Consider the following 24,044-nt stretch of genomic DNA (forward strand, 5'->3'; position numbering starts at 1 on the left):
CGTCGTCAAACGCGCGATCTCCAAGTACAACGCCAAAGGCACCATCGACCGGACCAGCTACAAAGCCACCATCAGCATCGACATCCTGACCACACCAGACCCGTGACAGGAATCCGCAAGCTCTATCTACACGGCATTGGATCTAGGGTGTCGGCATGTCGTCTCAGTCGCAGCAGTCGAAGAAGCTCGTCATCAAGGTCACCGCCGGGGCGGACGCGCCGGAGCGGTGCTCGCAGGCGTTCACGGTGGCGGCGGTGGCCGTCGCCAGCGGGGTCGAGGTCTCGCTCTGGCTGACCGGCGAGTCGTCGTGGTTCGCCCTGCCCGGGAGGGCGGCCGAGTTCGAGCTGCCGCACGCGGCGCCGCTGCCGGACCTGCTGGAGTCGCTCCTGGCGGCCGGCACGGTCACTCTCTGCACCCAGTGCGCGGCGCGGCGCGGGATCGAGCAGAAGGACACCGTCGAGGGTGTCCGGATCGCGGGCGCACAGGTCTTCGTCAGCGAGATCATGGCCGACGGCGTGCAGGCGCTCGTCTACTGACGCGGCCGGACGGCCGGCCGCCGACCGGGGCCGTACGGGTGCCCGTCTACCTGCGGGGTTCGCGGTCGGGGCGGTCCCGGTCGTGGCCGGGGTCGTCCCACTTCGGGTCCTCCCAGCGCGGGTCGTTCCACCAGTCGTCCTCGGGGTCCCGCCGGTTCGCGAACACCGCGGCGGCGGGCGGGATCACCATCGCGACCGCGCACATGCCGATCGCGACCGGGACGGACCAGAACCGCACGACGCCCCAGGCCAGCACGAACAGCCCGAGGCAGACGCCCATCATGGCGAAGTAGTAGCGGTGTCGCCGGCGTGCCTGCACTCCTCCACGGTATGCCCGAGGGCCCCTGCACGGCAGGGGCCCTCGGGCACGACGTCACCGGGGTGGATCAGACCGCGATCGCGACCTCGGTCAGGTTGCCCTGGGAGGCGACCACCTGGCGGTCCACGGTCTGGCCCGGGATGAGCGCCCGCAGGGTCCACTTGCCCGGGCGGGCGAAGAACCGGAACTGGCCGGTCGCCGAGGTGGGCACCTCGGCGGTGAACTCACCGCCCTCGTCGAGCAGTCGGACGTAGCCGTTGACCGGCTCGCCGTCGCGGGTCACGGAACCCTGGATGATCGTCTCGTTCGCCACGTCAACTCCTGCCAGGTCCGGCCCACCGGCCTTCGCACCGCACATGTCTTGTCTTCCCTTCAGCCTTACGGGTGGAGCAGGCGGCTCAGTTGCCGAGCTCGATCGGCACGCCGACCAGGCTGCCGTACTCGGTCCAGGAACCGTCGTAGTTCTTCACGTTCTCCTGGCCGAGCAGCTCGTGCAGCACGAACCAGGTGAGCGCGGAGCGCTCGCCGATGCGGCAGTAGGCGATGGTGTCCTTCGCCAGGTCGATGCCCTCGGCCTCGTAGAGGGCCTTGAGCTCGTCGTCGCTCTTGAAGGTGCCGTCGTCGTTGGCGTTCTTCGCCCACGGGATGTTGCGGGCGCTCGGCACGTGGCCGGGGCGCTGCGACTGCTCCTGCGGGAGGTGGGCCGGGGCGAGCAGCTTGCCGGAGAACTCGTCGGGCGAGCGCACGTCGACCAGGTTGAGGCTGCCGATGGCGTCGATCACGTCGTCGCGGAAGGCGCGGATCGAGGCGTCGGCGGCCTGCGCCGTGTACGAGGTCGCGGCGCGGGCCGGCACCTCGGCGACGAGGTCGCGGGAGTCCAGCTCCCACTTCTTGCGGCCGCCGTCGAGCAGGCGGACGTCACCGTGGCCGTACAGCTTGAAGTACCAGTAGGCGTACGACGCGAACCAGTTGTTGTTGCCGCCGTAGAGCACGACCGTGTCGTCGTTGGCGATGCCCTTGGCGCTGAGCAGCGCCTCGAAGCCGGCCTGGTCGATGAAGTCGCGGCGGACCGGGTCCTGGAGGTCCGTCTTCCAGTCGATCCGGACCGCGTTGCGGATGTGGTTCTTGTCGTAGGCGGAGGTGTCCTCGTCGACCTCGACGATGACGACCTTCGGGTCGTCCAGGTGGGCCTGGACCCAGTCGGCGTCGACCAGGACGTCGCTGCGGCTCATGGTGATGTTCTCCATCCGAGGGCGGTTGGCGGAAGGTGGTGCTGCTCTGGGGTCTCCCGGCCGTGAGCCGGAGAGGGGTGCTGCGGGGTGTCCGACGGTGACCGGTCCGAATTCACGTCCGAATAATGGGACGGAGAAGGCCTGCGGCACGGCCGGGCGGTGATCTGCGGTGCACGGCGGCGACGTTCGGCCCGGGAGGCCGGTCCAGGTCACCGGAGGAATCGGCGGCGGGCGACAACTGCCCAGCCAAGATGCCGAGTTAACGCATTCGACACAGACAGGCGGCCACGCGGCACAGGTCTACCGCCCGCCGCTTCGTGAGGTCCGTCTGTCGCTTCATGCCGACGATGCTAGGGACACTTGACGCCCGCTGTCATCAGCGTATCGAATGTTGAGACCAGATGGATCACATGCTGGGATTTGGTCGATTCATGGGCGCCGTGAACCGGCCGGGCACCGTACGTCCCTCGGTCAGGGGGCGGAAACACGACCGCTCCGCGGTCCGCGCTGGACAGCGCGTCTCGCGGAGCGGAACGAAGGCGAACGACCACGACCGGCGGGAAGCGGACCCGCCCCGGCCCGGCCCGGCCTGACCGGCCGGTGCCGGTCAGCCGGTCAGGCGGGCAGCCGGTCAGCCGGTCAGCCGATGAGCTTCACGCCCTTGCCGTCGAAGGTCAGCCGGAGGCCGTCCTCCTGCGGCGTGACCGCAGCCAGGTTCAGACCCGCCGGGAGCGAGGAGAGGGTGAAGCTCACCGGATCCAGCTTCTGGCTGGTCAGACCGGCCAGCACCGCGGCCATCCCGGTCAGCCGGAAACCCTCCGCCGTCACCGTGTTGCCCTGGTTGCGCACCGTGCCCTCGCCGACCGGGACCGGCCCGAACGCGGCCTTGATCTTGCCCGGGCCGCCGTACGAGAGGCTCAGCCGGGTGTTGCCGCCCAGCGAGAGCCCGGTCGCGTTCGGCACCAGCTGGGAGGCCGGCGGCAGGAGCTGGGAGAGGTCCGCGTAGGAGATCAGGCCGCTCCCCGTCCCGGTGTCCACGGTGGCGCTGCTCATGCTGTCGCTCACCTTGACGCCCGCCAGCTTCGCCTCGAACGAGTGCAGCGCCACCTGGTGGCTGCCGTCACCCACGGTCAGGCCGTCCGAGGAGATCCGCACGTCGTCCAGCTTCATCGACAGGACCTGGGTGAGGAACGGGAAGCCCCCGATCGACACGTCCGGCCGCTGGTTCATCCGGCCGCTCTTCAGCATCTGTTCGGCGGCCTCGTCCTCGGCCACCCCGACGGCGACCCGGTCCGCGCCCACCAGTGCTCCCGAGAGCACCACCAGGCCGATCGTCACCTTCAGCCAGCCGCGCATCGCTCTCCCCCGTCGTCGCCGGTCGCTGTCGTTCGAAGTCGGATCCGACCGCTCAGGGGCGGCCGCCCTCGCACGACCGTACGACGTCCCGCCCCGGGGCATGGTTCCGGGAACGGGACGCCGTACGGCGCGTGCCGGGCCCGGCCACCGGCCCGTGGTGGGGCGGGCGGCCGGACCGGCCGGGTCAGCCGGCGAGCAGTTCGGTGGCGATCCAGACCAGCGGCGCCGCCACCGCGAGCGGGAGCGCCACCCCCGCCGTCATGTGCACGAACCGGGACGGGAAGTCGTACCCGGCCACCCGGCGCCCGACCAGGGCACCGATCCCGGCCGCCGCACCCAGCGCGGGCGGCGCGCCCACGGCCAGGCCGAGGCCCACCGCCGCCAGCAGGCCGAGCACGGGGCCCAGCAGCTTCGGGCCGGGCAGCGGCGCCGCTGCCAGCAGGGTCGCCAGGGCGACGCCTCCGACCGCCGCCGGCACCCAGTCGGCCAGCAGCAGCGCGGCGCAGAGCACCGTCACCACCGTGGCCGAGCCGAGCACGGTGAGCGCGTAGAACCGCTCCTTCGGATCGGCGGGCCGGAACGTCTGCAGCACCAGGACCAGCAGGAAGAAGCCGCCGAGGGTCCCGACCACCGCCGCCGTGCCGCCGTCCGCGTCGGCCAGCAGCACCGCCACGTCGGCGACCAGACCGGACAGCGCCGCCAGCGCGATGCCCTGGCGGGCCGGCCACATGCCGTTCAGCCGGAACCATCCGGCGGCCGTCAGCACCTGGAGCAGCGCCACCACCAGGGCCAGCGGCACCTGGCCGAGGGCCGCACCGGCGGCCAGCAGCGCGGCCGCACCGGCGGTGATCACGGCCGGCAGGAGGCCCGGGTCGATGATCGGCGAACCGGTCCGGGCGGACCCGGCCGGGACGGCCGACGGCACGGGGGCCGGGAACGGCTGCGCCGGCAGCCCCGGAACGGGCTCGGCCGGGGCCGCGTACGCGGCGGGCGGCGCCTGCCGTGCGGGCGGAGCCTGCCGTCCCGCCCGTGCCGCACGCGCCGCGCGGGCGGCCCGGGCGGTGGCCGGATCAGTCGGCGTGGGGGCCGGCGGACGCTTCAGCGTCATGGTCGGCGAGTCGAAGGGCTGGGCCTGGGCTTCAGCCTCAGCCTGCGCCTGGGCCTGGGCCTGCGCCTGCGCCTGGGCGTGCGCCTGAGCGTTTGCCTGGGCCTGAGCCTGTGCCTGGGCGTGCGTCTGAGCCTGGGCCTGAGCGTTTGCCTGGGCCTGAGCCTGTGCCTGGGCGTGCGTCTGAGCCTGGGCCTGGGCGTGCGCCTGTGCCTGGGCATGTGCCTGGGCCTGGGCGTGCGCCCCGGGCGTCGCGTCCGATGCCGGGACCGGCGGCAGGAGTGTGGTGGCCGCCGGGTCCTCCAACGGGGGCACCGGCGGAAGCAGGGCGGTCGCGGCGTCGTCCGCCGCACCCGCACCCGGCCCGGCACCGTACGGCGGTCGGCCGTACGGGTTCTGCCCGCCGTGGCCGTTCCGGGGCTGCTCGCCGTACGACTGCGGCGCGGACGGCTGCTGGCCGTAGGGCGGTGCGGGGGGCTGCTGACCGGGATGGCCACCGTAGGGCGCATGCCCCGCATCGGGGGCGTACGGCTGAGCCGCAAGCCCCTGCTGCGCATACGGATCCGGCGCGTACGCCTGCTGCGGGGCGTACGGATAGGGCGGTTGCTGCGGCGGCGGCCCCTGCGGATACTGCGGCTGCGGCTGCGGCTGCGGCTGCGGCTGCGGCGGCCCGTACGGATACTGCCGCTGCGGCCTGCTGTCCGGGGTGGGGTTGTTCGGCTCGGTCACGCCGCTCACCCGCCCGCGAACGGGGGGAGTACCTCGACCGTGCCGCCCTCGGTGAGGGTCACGGCCGCGTGGTCACGGCCGCCCACCGGCGAACCGTCCACCAGGTAGGAGCAGTGTCCGAGCAGCCCGACGAGCTTCGGCCGGTCCGCGTGCTGCTGCCGGACGGCCGCCAGTGCCTCGGCCAGGGTCGCCGCCCGGTACGGCTCCTCGGACAGCCCGGCCTCCGACTTCGCCGCCGCCCAGTAGCGGATCGTCCCGCTCACCCGCGTGGCGCCGGCCGGGTCGTGATGCCCGGTGGTCGCGCCCATGGCAACCCCTTCTCGTCGTCCTCGCCCGGGCCCGGTACCCCGGCCGGGTCCACCACCGGAGCGCCCGCGCCCCACCCGAAAGGGGTACGCGCACGGTGCCGCCGATGTGCGTCCCATGATGGCCTGTTCGCCCGCACCACCGGCAACCGCCCTGGCCCGGCGCCCGCCGTCGGCCGAGCGAAGCTGTGGCCAGGCTCACCCGGGGCGCGCCCGAAAAGGCCGAACCGCCGGTTTCGAGCCCTCCCCCGGGCGGGGACCCGTCGGCTATCCTCGACCCCTGAGGGTCCGGGCAGAGTCGCCCCCGGATCCTTTTGTGCTTTCAGGACGCCAGTACGGACGTCCGTGCGAATCGTCGGCCCACCCCCGGCGTGCCGCAGGGACCGCCCCGCCACCAGCGGCACAACGACGTGCCGGGGCCAGGCCGGGGTGTCGGAACCCCGGCTCCGGGCCGCCACCCGGAACCGGACAGGACCGGAAGGTTCACGGATGAGCAAGGCAGAAACGGTGCATCGCGGGTTGCGGGACCCTCGACGCGCGCCCCGTTCCGCCGTGCGCGCCGACGACTGCTCCGGCTCCCCACCGGTGTCCGCCGCTTCCCCCACCCTCCCGCCGACCGCCGCCGCCCCTCGCGGGACGCGCTGCGCTCGGCACCTCCCCGAACGTGCGCCATCCGGCTGTGGCGGCAGCCGTAACGCGACCGCGACGACCCGGAAAGGGGACTACCGGGTATGAGTTCTCTGCTCCTCCTCACCAACGCGCTGCAGCCCTCCGCGGAGGTACTGCCCGCCCTCGGCCTGCTGCTGCACAACGTCCGGGTGGCTCCGGCCGAAGGGTCCGCCCTGGTCGACACCCCCAGTGCAGACGTCATCCTGGTCGACGGCCGGCGGGACCTGCCGCAGATCCGCAGCCTCTGCCAGCTGCTCCGCTCCACCGGCATCGGCTGCCCGCTGATCCTGGTGGTCACCGAGGGCGGCCTGGCCGCGGTCACCGCCGAGTGGGGCATCGACGACGTCCTGCTCGACACCGCCGGCCCCGCCGAGGTCGAGGCCCGGCTGCGCCTGGCCATGGGCCGCCTCCAGGTGGTCACCGACGACGGCCCGATGGAGATCCGCAACGGCGACCTGTCGGTCGACGAGGCCACCTACTCCGCCAAGCTCAAGGGCAGGGTGCTCGACCTCACCTTCAAGGAGTTCGAGCTGATCAAGTACCTCGCCCAGCACCCCGGCCGGGTCTTCACCCGGGCGCAGCTGCTGCAGGAGGTCTGGGGCTACGACTACTTCGGCGGCACCCGGACGGTCGACGTGCACGTCCGGCGGCTGCGCGCCAAGCTCGGCGTGGAACACGAAGGGCTGATCGGCACCGTGCGCAACGTCGGCTACCGCTTCGTCGTCCCCGAGAAGCCGGACAAGGGGGAGCGGCCCGAGACCGCTTCGCTGCGCTCCTCGGCCCCGTTGGAGGCCTGACCGGTCGGCCGGGCGGGAACACCCGCCCGGCCTGTCCGCATTCGCCCCGCGCTGTCCTCCGGGTACCGCCCGGTAGCCGCGGTCCCCTCTGCCCCGCGGCACGCCACACGCGTAGACTCCCCCCGTGGCCAAAGTGACGCGCGACGATGTAGCCCGACTGGCTGGTACCTCGACCGCGGTCGTCAGCTACGTCATCAACAACGGGCCGCGACCGGTCGCGCCCGCCACCCGGGAGAAGGTCCTCGCGGCGATCGAGCAGCTCGGCTACCGGCCGAACAGCGTCGCCCAGGCGATGGCCTCCCGCCGCACCAACCTGATCGGCATGGTCGTCCCGGACGCCCGTCAGCCGTTCTTCGCCGAGATGGCGCACGCCGTCGAACGCGCCGCCTCCGAACGCGGCAAGCTGGTGCTGATCGGCAACTCCGACTACGTCGACGACCGCGAGGTCCACTACGTCCGGGCCTTCCTCGGCATGCGGGTCTCCGGCCTGATCCTGGTCAGCCAGGGGCCGTCCCAGCGGGCCGCCGAGGAGTTCGCCGCGATGGAGGGCGCGAAGGTCGTCCTGCTGCACCGCCGGCCCGAGGCCATCGACGACGTCGCGGTGGTCACCGACGACGTGGGCGGCGCCGAGGCCGTCGTCCGCCACCTCCTGGAGGTGCACGGACACTCGTACGTGGCCTGCTTCGGCGGCCCGGTGGAGTCCCCCGCCCCCGGCGACCCGGTCATCGACCACGTCGAGGGCTGGCAGCGCGCCATGGACGCGCACGGCCTGCCCACCGAGTCACGCCTGATCGACGCGCCGTTCCACCGGTACGGCGCCTACGACGTCGCGCTCGGCCTGCTGGGCTCCCCCGACCGCCCGCCGGCGATCTTCTGCTCCACCGACGACCAGGCGATCGGCGTGCTGCGCGCCGCCCGCGAACTCGGCCTGCGGGTGCCCGAGGACCTCGCGGTGGCCGGCTTCGACGACGTGCCGGAGGCCGCGCTGGCCGACCCGCCGCTGACCACCGTCGCCTCCGACCGGGACGCGATGGCCCGGGCCGCGGTCGACCTGGTGCTGGACGACTCGCTGATGGTGCCCGGCTCGGACACCGAACGGGTCCGCAAGTTCCCGTCGCGCCTGGTCGTCCGGCGTTCCTGCGGCTGCTCGCCGGCCGGCCCCGCGAACTAGCCTGACCAGGCTTTATGAGAAGTCAACAGGCTTCTCGGGGCGTTCTGAGCGCACTCTCACCGGATTCTCATCCGGCGGGCGGACGTTGGTCGGCATGAGCGATCACGAGCAGTACCGCGGCGGCACGCAGGACGACGGCCCGTACGGGACCGCGTACGGACGGCAGGACCCGTACGGCGACGGGCTGCCGTACGGCCAGGGGGATCCGCAGGTCATCCCGGGCACCGTGCTCGGCAGCAGCACCCACCAGGACCCCGGGTACCCGGCCGCGGGCAGCCCGTCGGTCGGCACTCCGCCCCCTCCCCCGCCCGCAGGCCCTCCCGCACCCCCGGTCCCGCCGGTGCCGCCGGTGCCGTCCGGGCACGGCGACGGCGCCCCGGCCTCCCACGGCGGCCGGGCCCGCCGCGGCCTGCTGCGCGGCAGGCTCACCCTGGTCACCGCCGTCGCCGCGGTCGCCGCCGTGCTCGGCGGGGTCACCGGCGGCGTGGTCGCCGCCCAGGAGCACGGCTCCGGCAGCCGCACCGGCACCGTCGCCAGCCCGGTCGCCGCCCGCTCCGACGGCGGCGCCGACGTCGCCGCCATCGCCGCGGCCGTCTCGCCCAGCGTCGTCCAGATCAGCGTCCAGGGCACCAACGGCACCGCCACCGGCACCGGCGTCGTGCTCACCGCAGGCGGCCAGATCCTCACCAACTACCACGTGGTCGCCGCCGCGGCCGCCGGCGGGCAGATCACCGTCACCTTCCACGACGGCTCCACCGCCCGCGCCACCCTCACCGGCACCGACAAGAGCCTCGACGCCGCCGTGATCACCGCGAGCGGCGCCAAGAAGCTCACCCCGGCCGTCCTCGGCGACTCCTCCGCCGTCTCGGTCGGCGACCCGGTCGTCGCCATCGGCAACCCCGAGGGCCTCACCGGCACCGTCACCTCCGGCATCATCAGCGCCCAGCACCGCGAGGTCACCGTCCAGCTCGACGAGGGCACCACCAGCGGCAACGGCGGGTTCGGCTTCCCCGACCTGCCCGGACTGCGCGGCACCGACCGGCCCACCGGCGGCGACACCACCACCTACCGGGCCTTCCAGACCGACGCCGCCCTCAACCCCGGCAACTCCGGCGGCCCCCTGATCAACGCCGGCGGGCAGGTCATCGGCATCAACTCGGCCATGTACTCGCCCGCCGGCGCCGGCGCCACGGCCGGCGGCAGCGGCGCCGGCAGCGTCGGTCTCGGCTTCGCCATCCCGATCGACGACATCAAGCAGGTGCTGCCCAAGCTGCAGTCCGGCCAGAACGTCTGACGACGCCCGACAATTGACCCGAGCAGGTCCTCCGAGCAGGTCCTCCGAGCACGGCCCTGCGACCACCGCGCCCTCAGGCCCAGAGAAAGGGCAACCGCCCATGACCCCGTCCGTTGACGACCGCACCTCCGCCGAGCCCGGGCAGCAGCCCACCGCCCGGCTCCTCGTGGTCGACGACGAACCCGCCCTCCGGGACGCGCTGGAGAGCAGCCTCGCCTTCGAGGGCTACGAGGTCTCCACCGCCACCGACGGGTACGAGGCGCTGGAGTCCGTCGAACGCGACCGGCCGGACCTCGTCCTGCTCGACATCATGATGCCCCGGATGGACGGCCTCACCGCCGTCCGCCGGATGCGCTCGCGCGGCGACACCGTCCCGGTGCTGATGCTCACCGCCCGGGACGCCGTCGGCGACCGGGTCACCGGCCTCGACGTCGGCGCCGACGACTACCTCGCCAAGCCCTTCGAACTGGACGAACTCCTCGCCCGGGTCCGCGCGCTGCTCCGCCGCAACGCCCTCGCCGGCGAGGCCGCCGCCCGGGCCGCCGCGGTCGAGGAGGAGGGCGACGTCCTGGCCTTCGCCGACCTCCGGATGAACACCGCGACCCGCGAGGTCACCCGGGCCGGCCGACCGGTCGAACTGACCCGCACCGAGTTCATGCTGCTGGAGATGTTCCTCGCCCACCCCCGGCAGGTGCTCACCCGCGAACAGATCCTCAAGGCGGTCTGGGGCTTCGACTTCGAGCCCTCCTCCAACTCGCTGGACGTGTACGTGATGTACCTGCGCCGCAAGACCGAGCAGGGCGGCCTGCCCCGGCTCGTCCAGACCGTCCGCGGAGTCGGATACGCGCTCCGCCCGGCCGCCGGCACGCTCACGTGACCCCCGCCGTCCCACCACCCCCACTCGCCCCGCCGCGCGTCCCGCACCGCACCCGGCAACGCCTCCACACCTGGTACCGGGCCCGCTCACTGCGCAGCCGCCTCACCTTCCTGACAGCGGCGGCGGTCGCGGTGGCCATCGCCGCCTCGGCGCTGGCCTGCTGGTTCATCGTGGAGCAGAAGCTCTACGGCCAGGTCAGGGAGAACCTCTCCCGCGCCATGGACGTACCCCCGCCGGAACCGCCCGACCCGACGCTCCAGCGCAGCTGGCTCGGGTACTGCGCCGCGTCGCCCCCGGACGCCCAGGCCAAGGCGGAGGCCGCGGCGAAGATCCGCGACAGGCTCTCGACCCACCTCGTCGGCAACAACCCGCCCCGGGGAGCCGGCCAGTTCACGACCGAGCTCTACGGGAAGAACGGCACCGTCTGCCTCACCTCCGGTTCGGTGCCGAAGGCGGTCGAGGTCAAGGCCGGCGACCTCGTCGGCACCCTGTCCAAGGAATTCGTCTACCGGGACGGCCGCTACCTCGACGGCACCCCGGCCATGGTCCGCGTCAACCTGCTCGCCGACCCGTCGACCGGGGACCGCTACGCCTACCTCACCGCCGCCCCCGTCGACGGGATCGAGCGCGATCTCCGCCAACTCGCCGTCGTCCTCGGCGGAGTGGCCGTCGGCGGCGTCATCCTGGCCGGGCTCGCCGGCCGGCTCGTGGCCCGCTCCGCGCTCAAGCCGGTCGACCGGCTCAGCGACGCCGTGGAGCACATCGCCCGCACCGAGGAGGTCGGCACCACCATCCCGGTGCACGGGGAGGACGAGATCGCCCGGCTCTCCACCTCCTTCAACTCGATGAGCACCGCGCTGGCCAACTCCCGCGAGCGGCAGACCCGTCTGATCGCCGACGCCGGGCACGAGCTCCGCACCCCGCTCACCTCGCTGCGCACCAACGTCGACCTGCTCATCCGCAGCGACGACACCGGCCGCCCGCTGCCGCCCGCCACGAAGACCAAGCTGCTGGGCAACATGAAGGCCCAGATGCAGGAACTCACCGCCCTGATCGGCGACCTGCTCCAGCTGTCCCGTCCGGACTCCCCCAAGCCCGGCGGGAACCTCGCCGTGGTCGCGCTGCACGAGATCGCCGAACGCGCCGTCGCCCGCGCCAGGTTGCGCGGCCCCGGGCTGGTCTTCGAGACCGACGTCGCGCCCTGGTTCGTGCACGCCGACGCCGCGGCCCTCGAACGCGCCGTAATCAATCTGCTGGACAACGCGGTCAAGTACAGCCCGCCCGGCGGAGCCGTCGACGTCCGTCTCCAGCAGGGCGTGCTGACCGTCCGCGACCACGGTCCCGGCATCCCGCCGGACGAACTGCCCTACGTCTTCGACCGGTTCTGGCGCTCGCCGTCCTCGCGCCAGCTCCCGGGCTCCGGGCTGGGGCTGTCGATCGTGGCGCAGAGCGTCCGGGAGGCCGGCGGCGAGGTGTCGCTCGGCCCGGCCCCGGACGGCGGCCCGGGCACGCTCGCCACCGTCCGGATGCCCGGCGGGCCGACCCGGGCCTGAGCCCGGGTGCCGCCCCGGAAGCCGCGTGCGACAGGCGGCGGGCGTCGGACGACAGGCCCGGAAAACACAGAGGGGCGGGGCGCCCCGACGGCGCCCCGCCCCGACCGGCTCACGGTCAGCCGATGCTGCTGCCCGGGCCGATGACCTTGATGCGGTCCTGCGCCGGCGCCTGAAGCGGCGCGGCGGCCGAGCTGTTGGCACCGAGGTACGCGGCGAAGACGTCCAGGTCGGAGGCGCCGACGAGCTTGTCGGTGCCGGCCGCGAAGGCCGGGAAGCCGTCGCCGCCGCCGGCCAGGAACTCGTTGGCCGCGGCCCGGTACTTGGCGGCCGGGTCGATCGGCGCGCCGTTCAGCCGGACCGAGTCGACGACGAGCCGCTCGGCACCCTTGTTGCGCATGTCCAGGGTGTAGGTGAGGCCCTTGGAGGACTGAAGGATCTTCGGCGAGGCCTCGTTGGGACCGCTCACCTGCTGCTGGAGCAGCTGGATCAGCTGGGCGCCGGTCAGCGTCTTGACCTGCATCATGTTGGTGAACGGCTGGACGGTGAACGCCTCGCCGTAGGTCACCACCCCGTCGCCCTCGGCGCCGCTGGCCTTGAAGACCAGGTCGGAGCGGATACCGCCCGGGTTCATGAAGGCGATCTGCGCGCCGCCCTTGTCGGCGGGGGCGAGACCGGCCAGCTGGGCGTCGGCGATCACGTCACCGAGCGGCTTCTCCGGGTCGCTGTTGCCGCGGCCGTTGATGTCCGAGGCGATGTAACCGATCGGGCGGTTGGCGATCGGCGCGGCCAGCTTGGAGTAGTGCGCGATCAGCTCCGTCATGTCCGGGGCCTTCGCGACCGTGCGGCGCACGATGTGGTTCTCGGCCTTGACCGACGGACGGACGATCGTGCCGGTGGTCTTGTCGAGCTTCAGGTCGATCTCGGTGTAGAGCCGGCCGAAGGAGGCCGCGCTGGTCACCGAACGCGGCACACCCTGCGGGTCCGGGATGGTGCAGGCGTACGCGTTGTGGGTGTGACCGGTGACGATGGCGCCGACCGCCGGGTCGATGTTCTTGGCGATGTCGACGATCGGGCCGGAGATGCCCTGGCCGGCCGGGCCGCAGTCGTAGTTGTACGTGCTGCTGGCCGGGAGGCCGCCCTCGTGGATCAGCGCGACGATCGAGTTGACGCCCTTGGCCTTCAGCTCCGCGGCGTACTTGTTGATCGTGGCGACCTCGTTGCCGAACTTCAGGCCCTTGACGCCCTCGGCGGTGACGATGTTCGGCGTGCCCTCCAGGGTGACGCCGATGAAGCCGACCTTCACGCCCTGCGACTTGGTCACCCAGTACGGGGCCAGCAGCGGCTTGCCGGTCTTCTCGTCGGTGACGTTGGCCGACAGGTAGTTGAAGTTGGCGCCCTTGAACTTGCGCCCCTCCTCGTAGCAGCCGTCGACCGGGTGGCAGCCGCCGTCCTGGAGGCGGCGCAGCTCGGCGGCGCCCTCGTCGAACTCGTGGTTGCCGACCGAGGTGACGTCCAGGCCGAGCTTGTCCAGCGCCTCGATGGTGGGCTCGTCGTGGAAGAGCGCCGAGGTCAGCGGGGAGGCGCCGACCAGGTCGCCGGCGGCGACGGTGATCGAGTCGTCGGCCGGTATGCGCGCGTCGCGCAGCGCGGTGGCCAGGTACTCGACGCCGCCTGCCGGGGTGTTGACGGGCTGGCCGGTGGCCGGGTCGATCTCGCGGATGGTGCCGGACGAGCCGGCCGGGGCCTCCAGGTTGCCGTGCAGGTCGTTGATGGCCAGCAACTGGAGGTTGACGGTCTTGGGACGCTTGGCGTCCGCGGCCTGGGCCGCGGTGGGCACGGCCACCGTGCCCACCAGGCCGGCGGCGGCGATGACGGCCAGCGCCGCACGTCGGGATCTGACGGAGAGCATGAAGGGGTCCCCTGCACCTGAGAGAGAGCGCCCGGCTGTGGACGGGTCCGTAGGGGCGCTGAGTGTCGTTGCGCGAGTGCAGCCTAGAGTCAACGCGCGTAGCTGTCAGGACCCTGGACGTAACGACAGGGTTACCTACTGACGAATCGTCGCCGGACTTTCCCCGCCGGCACGCCCCCGGCGCACCCCGGCCGCCGCTCGCGGGGAGCGCGGCCGGGCGCCCGTCGGGGCCGCCGGCGAACCGGGCTCAGACGCCCGGTTCGGACGCCAACTGACGCTCTGCGCGCACCCGTTCGGCGACGGCGTCCTCGGTCATCGCGCGGTCGGTGTAGACCAGTGGCCGCTCGGCCTCGGTGATGATGTGCTTCACCACCTGGACGTTCCCGTTGACGTCCCAGACCGCGATGCCCGGCGAAAGTGTGGGGATGATCTCCACCGCCCAGCGCGGCAGACCCAGCACCCGGCCGGTGGCCCGCGCCTCCTCCGCCTTCTGCATGTAGATCGTCCGGGTCGAGGCCATCTTCAGGATCGCCGAGGCCTCCTTGGCCGCCGCGCCGTCCACCACGTCCGACAGGTGGTGGACCACGGCGACGAACGACAGGCCCAGCCGGCGGCCGAACTTCAGCAAACGCTGGAACAGTTGGGCCACGAACGGACTGTTGATGATGTGCCAGGCCTCCTCGACCAGGAAGATCCGCTTCTTCCGGTCCGGCCTGATCCAGGTGTGCTCCAGCCAGACCCCGACGATCGCCATCAGGATCGGCATCGCGATCGAGTTCCGGTCGATGTGCGAGAGGTCGAAGACGATCAGCGGCGCGTCCAGGTCGATGCCGTCGGTGGTCGACCCGTCGAACATGCCCCTGAGGTCACCGTCGACCAGCCGGTCCAGCACCAGCGCCACGTCCAGACCCCACGACTGCACCTCGTCCACCGCCACGCCCAGCGACTCCACCGAGGCCAGTGCCGGATTGCGCAGGGTGTCGATGATGTCGTCCAGCACCGGCTGCCGGTTCAGGACGTTGGCCGCCACGTGCGCGTGCGCGGCCTTCAGCGCGAAGCCGGCCCGCTCCTCCAGACCCCGCCCCATCGCCACCTCGACGATGGTGCGCAGCAGCGACAGCTGCCCGGTCTGGGTGATCGCCGGGTCCAGCGGGTTGAGCTTCACCCCGCCGTCCCGGGCCGCCATCGGGTCCAGCCGGATCGACTTTATGCCGAGCGCGTTGGCGATCAGGTTCCACTCGCCGACCCCGTCCTCGCCCTGCGCGTCCAGCACCACCACCTGGCGGTCCCGGAAGCGCAGCTGGCGCAGCACGTAGGTCTTCTCCAGCGCCGACTTGCCGTTCCCGGACTCGCCGAGCACCAGCCAGTGCGGCGCCGGCAGCTGCTGCCCGTACAGCTGGAACGGGTCGTAGACGTACCCCTTGCCGCTGTACACCTCGCGCCCGATGATCACGCCCGAGTCGCCGAGTCCGGGCGCGGCGGTCGGCAGGTAGACCGCCTGCGCCTGCCCGGTGGAGGTGCGCACGGGCAGGCGCGTGGTCTCCACCTTGCCGTACATCAGGCTGGTGAACGCGTCGGTGAGGTTACCGATCGCCATGCGGGGCCTCCAGGTGGATCAGCGGCGGATGCCGGTGGCGAACGGCAGGGTGTTGACGAACGCGCGGTGGTGCTCGCGGTCGCACCACTCCAGCTTGAGGTAGCTCTTGCCGGCCGAGGCGCGGATGGTCCGCTTGTCCCGGGCCAGCGCCTCCGGATTGCGCGAGGAGACCGTGATGTAGCCGACCAGGTTCACCCCGGCCGCACCGGACGCGAGGTCGTCGCCGCGCTGGTCCACCCGGCCCGTGTGGGCGAGGTCGCGCGGGTCGACCGTGCGGTTCATCTTGGCGGCGCGGCTGGCCTCCGCCTCGTCGTTGGTCTTCTCGGTGAGCATCCGCTCGATCGCGACGTCGGTGGGCTCCAGGTCCATCGTCACCGCGACCGTCCGGATCACGTCCGGGGTGTGCACCAGCAGCGGCGCCAGGAAGTTGACGCCCACCGGGGTCAGCGGCCACTCCTTGACCCACGCCGTCGCGTGGCACCAGGGCTCCCGGGTCACCGACTCGCGGGTCTTCGCCTGCAGGTACTGCTGGTGCGTGGCGTCCAGCTCGGCCGGCCAGGCGTTCCGCTTCGACATCGCCTGGATGTGGTCGATCGGGTGGTCCGGGTCGTACATCGAGTGCAGCAGCGAGGAGAGCCGCGCCTGGCCCAGCGGCTGCCGCACCCGGATGTCCGCCTCCGCCAGCCGCGCACAGATGTCGGTCAGCTCGCGGGCCATCACCGCCGCCAGCCCCTCGTCGTCCCGGGTCCGCCGCCCGTTCGCGGTCCGGCCCATCGCGTGCGCCTCGGCCGCCAGGTCACGGGTGTAGTGCATGCAGGCCACCAGGTACGCCCGGTGCTGCTCGGAGGAGGTCGACACCATCGACTGCAACTGGTCGTACGACTCCATCAGCCAGCGCGGCGAGTCCGGGTCCCCGCGCCGCTCCACGTCCTTGGCGTGCGCGTCCGGGTCGGCCGGCAGCGTCCGGGCGAGGATCTGCAGCCGGGTCACGAAGCCGTCCCCGTTGGCGACGTGCTTCAGCAGCGTCCCGAACCGGTCGACCAGCGCCTCCTGGTCCTCCGAGTCCCGCAGGCCGACGCCCGGGCCCTCGATCTCGATCGCCGCCGTCACCGTGCGCCGCTCCAGGTGCATCAGCACCCCGACCTCGTCCGGCCCGAACGGCGCCGCCAGCCAGCGCAGCCGTCCGACTCCCGGCGGCGGGCCGATCTCCACCTCGCGGCCGTCCAGCCGCGTCCCGGCGTCCATCGCGTCCGACTTCCACACACCCCGCCCGCTGCGGACCGTCCGGCGGTAGGTGCGGTTGATCTCCACCCACTTGTAGAACGTCCGGCGCCGGTACGGCACGTACACCGCCGCGATCGCCAGCAGGGGCAGGCCGACCAGGCCCCCGATCCGCAGCGGCAGGATCGGCATCATCAGGCCCCAGACCATGCCGAGGAAGGCGCCGAAGATGATCAGCACGATCTCGCCGGACTCCCTGTTCCGGCCGATCGGCGCGTTGGGGCGGGCCTTGCCGATCAGATAGGTACGACGCTGGTGCACGTACGACTGGGCGTACTGGGCCCCGTACTGGCCGAGCGGTTCGCTGCTCACTTACCCGTCACCCTCCCTTCGCTGGATTGCTGTCGCGGAGCGGACCCGAGGCCTGGGCCGGCGGCCCGGCCTGTTGCGGTGGCGCGGGCGTCCGCGACGCGTGGGCGGCGATGCCCGGTGCGACCGAACCGCCGCCGGCACCCCCGCCCCCGCCGCCAGGCTGCCCGCCGCGGTCGCCGTGGGTGGTGATGCCCTGCTTCATCAGGTTCGCGGTCCCGTTGATCATCGCCGACCCGGCCGACACCGCACTGGCCCGGGCCTGGCGCATGTTCACCATCTCGTCCCCGAAGCCCGGTACGAACCGGTACACGGCGGCGCTCGCGAAGATCGACAGGAAGAGGATCGCCAGGCCCGACAGCACCCGGGCGAAGTCGTCGTCCGCACCCGCCCCGGCCGCCACCGCACCGGCCAGCCCGAGGATGATCACGATGATCGGCTTCGCCAGGTCCACCGCCACCATCAGCCCCGCCCAGCGGCGCACGTGCTTCCACAGCTGCTTGTCCACCAGGCCCGCGTACACCGCCGTCCCCAGCAGCGCGCCCACGTACAGCATCGCCGCCCGGATCAGCAGCTCGATCCAGAGCACCGCCGCCGCCAGCACGGCCACCAGCGAGACGATGATCAGGATCAGCGGCCCGCCGCCCATGTCACCCTTCTCCAGGGTGTCCGCGAACCCGCCCAGGTACGTCCCGGTGTCCGACTTCGTCCCCACCGCGACCGCCTTGGTCAACCCGTCGGTCGCACTCACCACGGTGTACAGGATCAGCGGCGTGAACGCCGAGGCCACCACCGTCAGCCAGAGGAACCCGATCGCCTCCGACACCGCCGTCGCCAGCGGCGCCCCACGCACCGCCCGCTTGGTCACCGCCAGCAGCCACAGCACCAACGTGATGATCGTCGACGCGGCGAACACCACCGCGTACTGCTGCAGGAACGACGCGTTGGTGAAGTCCACCTCCGTCGTCCCGTCGATCGCCCCCGACAGCTTCCGCACCACCCACGCCGCCGCCTGCGCACACCCCTTCGCCAACGACCCCAGCGGATCGGTCACACTCCCCACCGTCCCACTCCCGGGAAGCGAGGCCCCACCGCCGGGTTTGTCCACGCAGAGAATGCCGTTGCCCGAGATCGGCAGATCGGGGCAATTCGCGTTGGGCGCGCCAGTCGGTGACGGGTTGGACGTCGGTGTCGTCGACGAGGACGGCGAAGGCTCGGCGAAGGCCCGCTGCGCCGCGAGCAGCGCCGTGAGCTGGACGGCCGCTACAGCGGCCGCCACGGTTCCCGCCCGGCGGGCGGGGGCTCGGCCGCCGGGCGCGGCTACGGAACCCCGGCGCGCGCTACGAAGGCTCGGTGTGTGGTCAACGGGCATAGCGGAAACCCCCGAACTGCTGGACGGCGCCGGTGATCTCCTCGGCGGTGGCGGCCTGCTGGTCGCCGGGCATGGGGGCGGGGCCCTGCCGGCTGGCGTAGTCGGTGAGCTTCCAGTCGCTGCCCGTCCAGCGGAGGGTGAAAGTGAGCGTGAACCAGTTCGCCACGACCGGCAGGACCGATCGTTCGCCGGCCAGGCCGGTGAGGCCGGTGCACCAGACCTCGACCTTGGTCTCCGTTTCGCTGTAGCCGACCGACTTGGTACCGACCGGCACGGTACGGCTGACGAAGGTGAGCCCCTTGGGTGCGCGGCCCTGGGCGTCCAGTCCGTAGCGGGTCACGGTGTCACCGCCGAACCCCTGGTCCAGGCGGGCCTGGAGGGTCGGGGTGGCGGTGGGGTCGGCGATGGTGGCGACGATGGTGTGGCGGCTGTCGGTGCGGAACATGTCGGCGGAGCCGATGGCCACCGCGTAGTTGGCCGCGGCCGACTGGGCGCCCTGGTCGGTGTGCGGGAAGCCTGCGGCGATGCCGTTGGCGGTGGTGGCGACGGGCTGGTCGCCGCTGGGCGCGGGGCCCGCGCCGGTGGTGGCGGTCGAGGTGGCCCGGTCGGCGGAGCCGCCCGCGGGGGTGCCGGACGGGTCGGGTTTGCCCCGGTTGGCGATGGAGATCGCGACCACCAGGAGCGTGACGACCACCAGGACCGTCAGCAGCGTGCGCAGCGGCCTGGGTTGACGGGCGGCCGCCAGGGAGGAGGGCTGTTCACCGACCGGCAGCCGCGTGCGAGTGTGCGGCTGGTCGTCGGACAACGGCACGGCGGCCCTCCTGGTGCGGGGAGCCGGGGCGGCTCCGGGGGCCCCTCCGCCCGGGGGCGGGCGCGGAGGGAGAGGTGGTGGGGCGGGATTCCCGGGGGGACTCCGGCGGATCCCGGTCGACCGGACGGCCGTCCGGTCGGACGGTCGACCGTGCCGGGTGGTCGGTCGGCCCGGCGACGGGCGGTTCCCCGTCTCCCCGCACCGTCACCACCCGATCTGTCCGATCGTCAGATGGCCATGCCGTACACAATGGTGAACAGAGTGCCGAGTGATCCAATGATGAACACGCCGGTCAGCCCGGCGATGATCAGCCCCTTGCCCTGTTCGGCGCCGAAGCTGTCACGCATCGCGGTGGCGCCGATCCGCTGTTTGGCCGCACCCCAGACGGCGAGGCCGAGGCAGGCGAGGATCGCGACGGCCATGACGACCTGGACCATCACCCGGGCCTCGGACCCGAGGCTCGCGAACGGGCCCCAGTCCGGGGCGATCCCACCGATGATGGTGTCGATATTCGGCTTCTTGGGAGGGTCCTCGGCCAAGTGGCCGATCGCGATGCTGTTCACGCTGCTCAGGTCCATTTCCATCTCACCGCCCGATCAGGCAAATTCAAGGGCCCAGACCCCGCCCGCGCGAAGGGTCAGTACCTATTCTTGGCCAGATCTGATGTCGACTTGGCTACTTCTCGCAGATTGGTCGTGAGGCATCGGACACGTACGCGAGGATGTCCACCGTACGAAGGATAGCGCTCACTCTTTGTATCTCTGATGATTGCGGTGAGCAACGCCTTCCGGGACACTTCGACTGACGATTCGTCGGGATGGTGCTGATGGTACTCCGGAAGGCCGGTACGGCCGCCGCCGCTGCGGGAGTTGTCCTGATCGGCTTCGTCGGTCTGGTGACCGTCGGGACGTTTGCGGCGAGTGGGACACCACAACAGTCGGGCAATCGCGCCGGCCTCTCCCCGGGAACCGTTCCGGCGGCGTACCAGGGGCCGATCCAGCAGTGGGGACAGCTCTGCCCCGACCTCTCACCGCCGTTGCTCGCGGCACAGCTCTACCAGGAAAGCGGTTTCAACCCACGGGCCCGTTCCTACGTGGGGGCACAGGGATTGGCACAGTTCATGCCTGACACCTGGTCGGCCTACGGAACGGACGGTAACAACGACGGCCGGAAGGACCCCTGGGACCCGCTGGACGCGATCGCCTCGGCGGCCACCTTCGACTGCGCGCTGGCCGCCTACGTCGCGAAGGTCCCGGGTGACCGCCAGTCCAACATGCTGGCCGCCTACAACGCCGGTCCGGGCGCGGTGACGAAGTACCAGGGCGTTCCGCCGTACAAGGAGACCCAGGGCTACGTGCGGAACATCCTGGCGACGGCCGGAAGCTTCGCCGCACCGGTCGCACCGGTGGAGGTCTCCTCGCAGTCGGCGGCCGCGATCTACTTCGCGCAGACCAAGCTCGGCACCCCCTACCAGTGGGGCGGTGAGGGGCTGCCCTCGCAGAACGGGCGGTTCGACTGCTCGGGGCTGACCCAGGCCGCGTACGCCAGCGTGGGGATCAAGCTCCCCCGGGTCGCCAACGACCAGTGGTACGCCGGGCCGCACCCCTCCCGCGACCAGTTGCGCCCGGGGGACCTGGTGTTCTGGGCGACCGACCTCGGCGATCCGCGCAGCATCCACCACGTCGGCATCTATGTGGGCGGGGGCTACATGATCAACGCGCCGCACACGAACGCGGTGATCCGCTACGACAAGATCGACACCCGCGAGTACATCGGGGCGACCCGCGTCGCGTCGGACGCCGCCCAGGCGCTGCCGATGCGCGACGCGGAGGGCACCGTGATCGCCCCGAGCCGTCCCGGCGACCCGGCGGCCCCGGCCGCGCCCGCCCCGAACCCGACGACCCCCGCCCCGAACCCGGCCGGGACCCCCGCTCCGGCGGCGGCCAGGACCCCGCTCGCCACCGGCCCCGTCACGGCAGGTGCAGGTCAAAGGCCCGCAAAGAGCTGACCCCGCCCGCCCGCGCGGTGTGAGTGCACTGTGGACGCTGAGTCAAGTTTCCATAACCGCGCGTTTCCGTGGAACGCTGTGCACCGGTTATGACGTTGTGTCGGATGGTCCCGCGTCAGCCCGCCTGACCTGGGCGGCGCTGCGCGGACCACGGCCGGAACGATCAGGTGCTGCGGACCAGAAGGAGGTGCGGCGTGTCGACGCCGCTTGCCGACACGACCAACCCCGACCTCGGCCTGCTCTACGCCGTCAACGGCCTGGCCAGGCGTTCCCCGGCCTGGCTGGACCATGCGGTGTCCTGGATCGGTGAGTACGGCATCCTGCTCGGCCTCGCCCTGCTCGGTCTGACCGGCTGGCTCCGGGCCAGACGCCGTCCGGACGCCCCGGTGGCCGTCGCCGGGCTGCTCTGGGCCCCGCTCGCGGTCGCCATCGCCGAGGTGGCCAACCTGCCGATCTCGGCCATCGTGGACCGTCCGCGGCCCTTCGTCGACCATGCCGGCCTGGACGTGCTGGTGGAGGGCAAGGAGGGCACGTACTCCTTCGTCAGCGACCACTCCACGATGTCGATGGGCATCGCGGTGGCGCTGTTCCTCGTGAACCGGCGGCTCGGCTGGATCGCCGGCGGGCTGGCCCTGCTGCAGGGCTTCTGCCGGATGTACATGGGCGTCCACTACCCCACCGACGTGATCGGCGGCTTCGCGCTCGCGACGGCGGTGGTCCTGCTGCTGGCGCCGATCGCGATGGCCGTGCTCGTCCCGTTCTGCCATGCGATCGGCCGGACCGCTCTCGCCCCGCTGATCCGCGCCCCGCAGGGCGGTGGCCGGCGATCGGGCGGGCGCCGTCGCGGCGGCGGCCCGCGGGGCTCCGTCCGGGCCGACGAACAGCCGCCGGAGTCCGATCTGGCGGCCTGAGCCGCCACGGGCCCTCCCCCGCGCACCGCAGCGCCCCCGAAGCCTCGTCGGGCGGAGCGCGGAGGGGTCCCGGACCCCTCCGGCCTATCCGTCCTCCTCGCCGCTGGCGGCGAGGTGGTCGGCGGCCTCCCGCCGGGTGAGGTCGCGCGAGCGGCGGGCCGGGGAGAACCAGCCGCAGACGCAGGTCGCGAAGCAGAAGGAACCGTGTTCGCTGATCGCGACACGGTGCTCGGGCATCCGGGTGGTGCCGGGTTTGGCCGGCAGCTCACTGTGCACGTGCTTCACCGTAACGCTCCAGAGCCCCAGACCGCGACGCCCGGGAGGTATCCGGCGCTCCGGCGTGCGACATCCGGCGCGCGCCGGTTCCCGCGTAACCCTTCTCACGTCAACTCGTTTGCCCGGAAAGAGCTCTGCCCATCCACTGGTGGCCGGCGGGGCAGTCGGGCCCGAGGGGGTTGTCGCGAGGATGAAGATGACCGACCAACAGCGCAGTGGCCGGCGGACCGGCCGGTCCGGGCCGCGGCTGCGGCCGGCGGCGGGGGCCGCGTTGCTCGCCGCCGTCCTGACCGGACTGAGCGGCTGCTCGGACGGCGCCGGCGACGCTTCCGCCGACCAGCAGGCGAGCAGCAGCCCGGACCGGCTCGCCGCCGACCCGCTGACGGCTGTCCGCAACGCCGCCGACATCACGGGCCGGACCGGCTCCGCGCACGCGGCCACCGAGCTGGTGACCGAGTCCGCCGACAAGAAGGCCGTCTTCACCGGCACCGGCGGCTACGACTACGTGAAGCGGATCGGCCGGCTGGAGGTTCAGGTGCCGCCGGGCGCGGCGACCACCGGCAAGATCGTCGAGGTGCTCCTGCCGGGCACCGTCTACCTGCAGAACAGCGGCGCCAAGGTGCCCGAGGGCAAGTGGGTCAAGCTCGACGTCCGCCAGCTCCCGGACGGGAACCTGGTCAGCGGCGGCGCGACCGACCCGGCCTCCGCGGCGGGCGCGCTGCGCGGCGCCCAGCAGGCGGAACTGGTCGGCACCGAGACGGTCGGCGGGGCGGCCCTGAAGCACTACCGCGGCACCCTGGACCTCACCAAGGCGGCGGACGCCACCGGCGGACGGGGCGGGGACGGGCTGCGGATGGCGGCGCAGACCTTCACGGTCAAGGAGGTCCCGTACGACGCCTGGCTGGACGAGCAGGGCCGGCTCCACAAGGTGGTCGAGGTCTTCACCTTCGCCGGGGTGGCCGGCTCGAAGGAGGCGAAGGACCAGGTGAAGGTGGTCTCGACCACCTCGCTGACGGACTTCGGCAAGCCGGTGGAGGCCGCGGAGCCGCCGGCCTCCGACATCTACGCGATGAAGCCCACCGAGAGCCCGAAGTAGGGCCCGGTGGCCCGGCCGCGTCCCGGCCCACAGCCCGGCGGCCGGGCGGCGCGACGGCGCGGCGCGGAGAAGGAGGCCGGAGGAGGAGGCCGGAGGAGGGGACCCGGCGCGGGGGCCGGGAGCGGGGCGAAAGGGGACACCGTCGGACCGGGTGGGCCCGGGATACCTGCCGGGCCACCCGTTTCGGCGGCTCCGAGATGGCCCGTCCGTGCCATGTGGGCGGGCTCCGGAGTGCCTAGGCTGGACGCCGGGTGGCTGCCGCCCGGGCTGGCGAGGCGCTGAAGGGGTGGTGCAGGTGATGTCGTCCACGGGCAGCCGCAGCGGCGGCCACGACGACGCGGCCCTCGACGAGATCGAGCTGGCCGGGGAGCTGATGATCGCGGCCACGGCCAGCAGCGGCGACCGTCTGCCGACCGAACGGATCGACGAGGTCCTGCTCGACCGGCCCGACGGCGGTCCGGTCACCGGGCCCGTGCGGAACGGCCTGGAGCTCGACGACTGAGGCCGGGAGCGACCGGCCGGGGACCATGA

The 24,044-nt window shown here is 72.5% G+C and carries 24 protein-coding genes; 10 read left to right on the plus strand and 14 right to left on the minus strand.

The window, feature by feature from the left end; genetic code table 11:
• Positions 1 to 155: 155 nt before the first annotated feature.
• On the plus strand, positions 156 to 536 hold the full coding sequence (locus PUR56_RS25520) for a DsrE family protein (RefSeq protein WP_329883987.1): 381 nt from the start codon (positions 156 to 158) through the stop codon (positions 534 to 536).
• A 46-nt stretch (positions 537 to 582) separates the two neighbouring features.
• Here the strand turns inward: PUR56_RS25520 and PUR56_RS25525 are convergent, their stop codons facing one another.
• From PUR56_RS25525 to PUR56_RS25550, 7 genes are all read right to left on the minus strand, one after another.
• Positions 583 to 855: a DUF3099 domain-containing protein gene (locus tag PUR56_RS25525; RefSeq protein ID WP_329950620.1), complete on the minus strand. Its 273-nt coding sequence runs from the start codon at positions 853 to 855 to the stop codon at positions 583 to 585.
• Positions 856 to 922: 67 nt separating this feature from the next.
• Positions 923 to 1,213, minus strand: a complete 291-nt coding sequence (locus PUR56_RS25530) for a DUF1416 domain-containing protein (RefSeq protein ID WP_030397542.1) — start codon at positions 1,211 to 1,213, stop codon at positions 923 to 925.
• 40 nt (positions 1,214 to 1,253) lie between these two features.
• Positions 1,254 to 2,087 (minus strand): sulfurtransferase, encoded by an 834-nt coding sequence (locus PUR56_RS25535; protein ID WP_329883989.1) that lies wholly within the window; start codon positions 2,085 to 2,087, stop codon positions 1,254 to 1,256.
• A 259-nt stretch (positions 2,088 to 2,346) separates the two neighbouring features.
• Positions 2,347 to 2,427 carry an Ms5788A family Cys-rich leader peptide gene (locus PUR56_RS43580; protein ID WP_350517234.1) on the minus strand — a complete coding sequence of 27 codons (81 nt, stop codon included), beginning with the start codon at positions 2,425 to 2,427 and terminating at the stop codon, positions 2,347 to 2,349.
• A gap of 299 nt (positions 2,428 to 2,726) precedes the next feature.
• Positions 2,727 to 3,443 (minus strand): LmeA family phospholipid-binding protein, encoded by a 717-nt coding sequence (locus PUR56_RS25540; protein WP_329950621.1) that lies wholly within the window; start codon positions 3,441 to 3,443, stop codon positions 2,727 to 2,729.
• Positions 3,444 to 3,627: 184 nt separating this feature from the next.
• Positions 3,628 to 5,277 carry a hypothetical protein gene (locus PUR56_RS25545; protein WP_329950622.1) on the minus strand — a complete coding sequence of 550 codons (1,650 nt, stop codon included), beginning with the start codon at positions 5,275 to 5,277 and terminating at the stop codon, positions 3,628 to 3,630.
• A 5-nt stretch (positions 5,278 to 5,282) separates the two neighbouring features.
• Positions 5,283 to 5,585, minus strand: coding sequence for a MoaD/ThiS family protein (locus PUR56_RS25550; protein WP_329950623.1), 303 nt, complete (start codon positions 5,583 to 5,585; stop codon positions 5,283 to 5,285).
• A gap of 728 nt (positions 5,586 to 6,313) precedes the next feature.
• Between PUR56_RS25550 and PUR56_RS25555 the strand changes: the two genes are divergently transcribed.
• The 5 genes from PUR56_RS25555 (at position 6,314) to PUR56_RS25575 (ending at position 11,943) form a co-directional block, all read left to right on the plus strand.
• Positions 6,314 to 7,048 (plus strand): response regulator transcription factor, encoded by a 735-nt coding sequence (locus tag PUR56_RS25555; protein ID WP_329950624.1) that lies wholly within the window; start codon positions 6,314 to 6,316, stop codon positions 7,046 to 7,048.
• Positions 7,049 to 7,172: 124 nt separating this feature from the next.
• Positions 7,173 to 8,219 (plus strand): LacI family DNA-binding transcriptional regulator, encoded by a 1,047-nt coding sequence (locus PUR56_RS25560; RefSeq protein ID WP_329950625.1) that lies wholly within the window; start codon positions 7,173 to 7,175, stop codon positions 8,217 to 8,219.
• Positions 8,220 to 8,313: 94 nt separating this feature from the next.
• Entirely contained in the window at positions 8,314 to 9,513 is a 1,200-nt protein-coding gene (locus PUR56_RS25565; protein ID WP_329950626.1) for a S1C family serine protease, read from the plus strand.
• 100 nt (positions 9,514 to 9,613) lie between these two features.
• A complete protein-coding gene (locus PUR56_RS25570; protein WP_329950627.1) occupies positions 9,614 to 10,390 on the plus strand; it encodes a response regulator transcription factor in 777 nt (258 codons plus the stop codon).
• On the plus strand, positions 10,387 to 11,943 hold the full coding sequence (locus tag PUR56_RS25575; RefSeq protein WP_443034566.1) for a sensor histidine kinase: 1,557 nt from the start codon (positions 10,387 to 10,389) through the stop codon (positions 11,941 to 11,943). Before PUR56_RS25570 ends, PUR56_RS25575 begins: the two co-directional genes overlap by 4 nt.
• Before the next feature lie 115 nt (positions 11,944 to 12,058).
• Here PUR56_RS25575 and PUR56_RS25580 read toward each other — a convergent pair whose 3' ends face one another.
• From PUR56_RS25580 to PUR56_RS25605, 6 genes are all read right to left on the minus strand, one after another.
• The gene (locus tag PUR56_RS25580; protein ID WP_329950628.1) at positions 12,059 to 13,852 is read right to left on the minus strand and encodes a bifunctional metallophosphatase/5'-nucleotidase; all 1,794 of its coding nucleotides are present in this window, start codon (positions 13,850 to 13,852) and stop codon (positions 12,059 to 12,061) included.
• A gap of 247 nt (positions 13,853 to 14,099) precedes the next feature.
• The gene (locus PUR56_RS25585) at positions 14,100 to 15,449 is read right to left on the minus strand and encodes an ATP-binding protein (protein ID WP_329950629.1); all 1,350 of its coding nucleotides are present in this window, start codon (positions 15,447 to 15,449) and stop codon (positions 14,100 to 14,102) included.
• Positions 15,450 to 15,467: 18 nt separating this feature from the next.
• Entirely contained in the window at positions 15,468 to 17,042 is a 1,575-nt protein-coding gene (locus tag PUR56_RS25590; RefSeq protein WP_329884003.1) for an SCO6880 family protein, read from the minus strand.
• A gap of 7 nt (positions 17,043 to 17,049) precedes the next feature.
• On the minus strand, positions 17,050 to 18,093 hold the full coding sequence (locus PUR56_RS25595; protein ID WP_380521747.1) for a hypothetical protein: 1,044 nt from the start codon (positions 18,091 to 18,093) through the stop codon (positions 17,050 to 17,052).
• A 307-nt stretch (positions 18,094 to 18,400) separates the two neighbouring features.
• Entirely contained in the window at positions 18,401 to 19,222 is an 822-nt protein-coding gene (locus PUR56_RS25600) for a hypothetical protein (protein WP_329950631.1), read from the minus strand.
• A gap of 227 nt (positions 19,223 to 19,449) precedes the next feature.
• Positions 19,450 to 19,800 (minus strand): hypothetical protein, encoded by a 351-nt coding sequence (locus PUR56_RS25605; RefSeq protein ID WP_329884006.1) that lies wholly within the window; start codon positions 19,798 to 19,800, stop codon positions 19,450 to 19,452.
• Between the two features lie 248 nt (positions 19,801 to 20,048).
• On the opposite strand from PUR56_RS25605, the gene PUR56_RS25610 reads away from it, so the two are divergent.
• A complete protein-coding gene (locus PUR56_RS25610; RefSeq protein ID WP_329950639.1) occupies positions 20,049 to 21,230 on the plus strand; it encodes a C40 family peptidase in 1,182 nt (393 codons plus the stop codon).
• Positions 21,231 to 21,424: 194 nt separating this feature from the next.
• Complete coding sequence (locus PUR56_RS25615; RefSeq protein ID WP_329950632.1) at positions 21,425 to 22,141, plus strand: phosphatase PAP2 family protein; 717 nt, start codon at positions 21,425 to 21,427, stop codon at positions 22,139 to 22,141.
• 84 nt (positions 22,142 to 22,225) lie between these two features.
• On the opposite strand, the gene PUR56_RS25620 is transcribed toward PUR56_RS25615, so the two are convergent.
• Positions 22,226 to 22,417, minus strand: a complete 192-nt coding sequence (locus tag PUR56_RS25620) for a hypothetical protein (protein ID WP_329950633.1) — start codon at positions 22,415 to 22,417, stop codon at positions 22,226 to 22,228.
• Between the two features lie 196 nt (positions 22,418 to 22,613).
• On the opposite strand from PUR56_RS25620, the gene PUR56_RS25625 reads away from it, so the two are divergent.
• Together PUR56_RS25625 and PUR56_RS25630 are read left to right on the plus strand one after the other, a co-directional pair.
• Entirely contained in the window at positions 22,614 to 23,513 is a 900-nt protein-coding gene (locus PUR56_RS25625; RefSeq protein ID WP_329950634.1) for a hypothetical protein, read from the plus strand.
• A 298-nt stretch (positions 23,514 to 23,811) separates the two neighbouring features.
• Positions 23,812 to 24,015 (plus strand): hypothetical protein, encoded by a 204-nt coding sequence (locus PUR56_RS25630; RefSeq protein WP_329950640.1) that lies wholly within the window; start codon positions 23,812 to 23,814, stop codon positions 24,013 to 24,015.
• The last annotated feature ends 29 nt before the right edge of the window (positions 24,016 to 24,044 follow it).

It is taken from the genome of Streptomyces sp. BE303 (assembly GCF_036290945.1).
Lineage (GTDB): Bacteria > Actinomycetota > Actinomycetes > Streptomycetales > Streptomycetaceae > Kitasatospora.

Bases quoted from the DNA above. Each gene is read 5' to 3' on its own strand.
- PUR56_RS25520 (WP_329883987.1), top strand. From the start codon at position 156: ATGTCGTCTCAGTCGCAGCAGTCGAAGAAGCTCGTCATCAAGGTCACC.
- PUR56_RS25530 (WP_030397542.1), bottom strand. From the start codon at position 1,213: ATGTGCGGTGCGAAGGCCGGTGGGCCGGACCTGGCAGGAGTTGACGTG.
- PUR56_RS25535 (WP_329883989.1), bottom strand. From the start codon at position 2,087: ATGAGCCGCAGCGACGTCCTGGTCGACGCCGACTGGGTCCAGGCCCAC.
- PUR56_RS43580 (WP_350517234.1), bottom strand. From the start codon at position 2,427: ATGAAGCGACAGACGGACCTCACGAAGCGGCGGGCGGTAGACCTGTGC.
- PUR56_RS25540 (WP_329950621.1), bottom strand. From the start codon at position 3,443: ATGCGCGGCTGGCTGAAGGTGACGATCGGCCTGGTGGTGCTCTCGGGA.
- PUR56_RS25550 (WP_329950623.1), bottom strand. From the start codon at position 5,585: ATGGGCGCGACCACCGGGCATCACGACCCGGCCGGCGCCACGCGGGTG.
- PUR56_RS25555 (WP_329950624.1), top strand. From the start codon at position 6,314: ATGAGTTCTCTGCTCCTCCTCACCAACGCGCTGCAGCCCTCCGCGGAG.
- PUR56_RS25565 (WP_329950626.1), top strand. From the start codon at position 8,314: ATGAGCGATCACGAGCAGTACCGCGGCGGCACGCAGGACGACGGCCCG.
- PUR56_RS25570 (WP_329950627.1), top strand. From the start codon at position 9,614: ATGACCCCGTCCGTTGACGACCGCACCTCCGCCGAGCCCGGGCAGCAG.
- PUR56_RS25580 (WP_329950628.1), bottom strand. From the start codon at position 13,852: ATGCTCTCCGTCAGATCCCGACGTGCGGCGCTGGCCGTCATCGCCGCC.
- PUR56_RS25585 (WP_329950629.1), bottom strand. From the start codon at position 15,449: ATGGCGATCGGTAACCTCACCGACGCGTTCACCAGCCTGATGTACGGC.
- PUR56_RS25605 (WP_329884006.1), bottom strand. From the start codon at position 19,800: ATGGACCTGAGCAGCGTGAACAGCATCGCGATCGGCCACTTGGCCGAG.
- PUR56_RS25610 (WP_329950639.1), top strand. From the start codon at position 20,049: ATGGTACTCCGGAAGGCCGGTACGGCCGCCGCCGCTGCGGGAGTTGTC.
- PUR56_RS25625 (WP_329950634.1), top strand. From the start codon at position 22,614: ATGACCGACCAACAGCGCAGTGGCCGGCGGACCGGCCGGTCCGGGCCG.
- PUR56_RS25630 (WP_329950640.1), top strand. From the start codon at position 23,812: ATGTCGTCCACGGGCAGCCGCAGCGGCGGCCACGACGACGCGGCCCTC.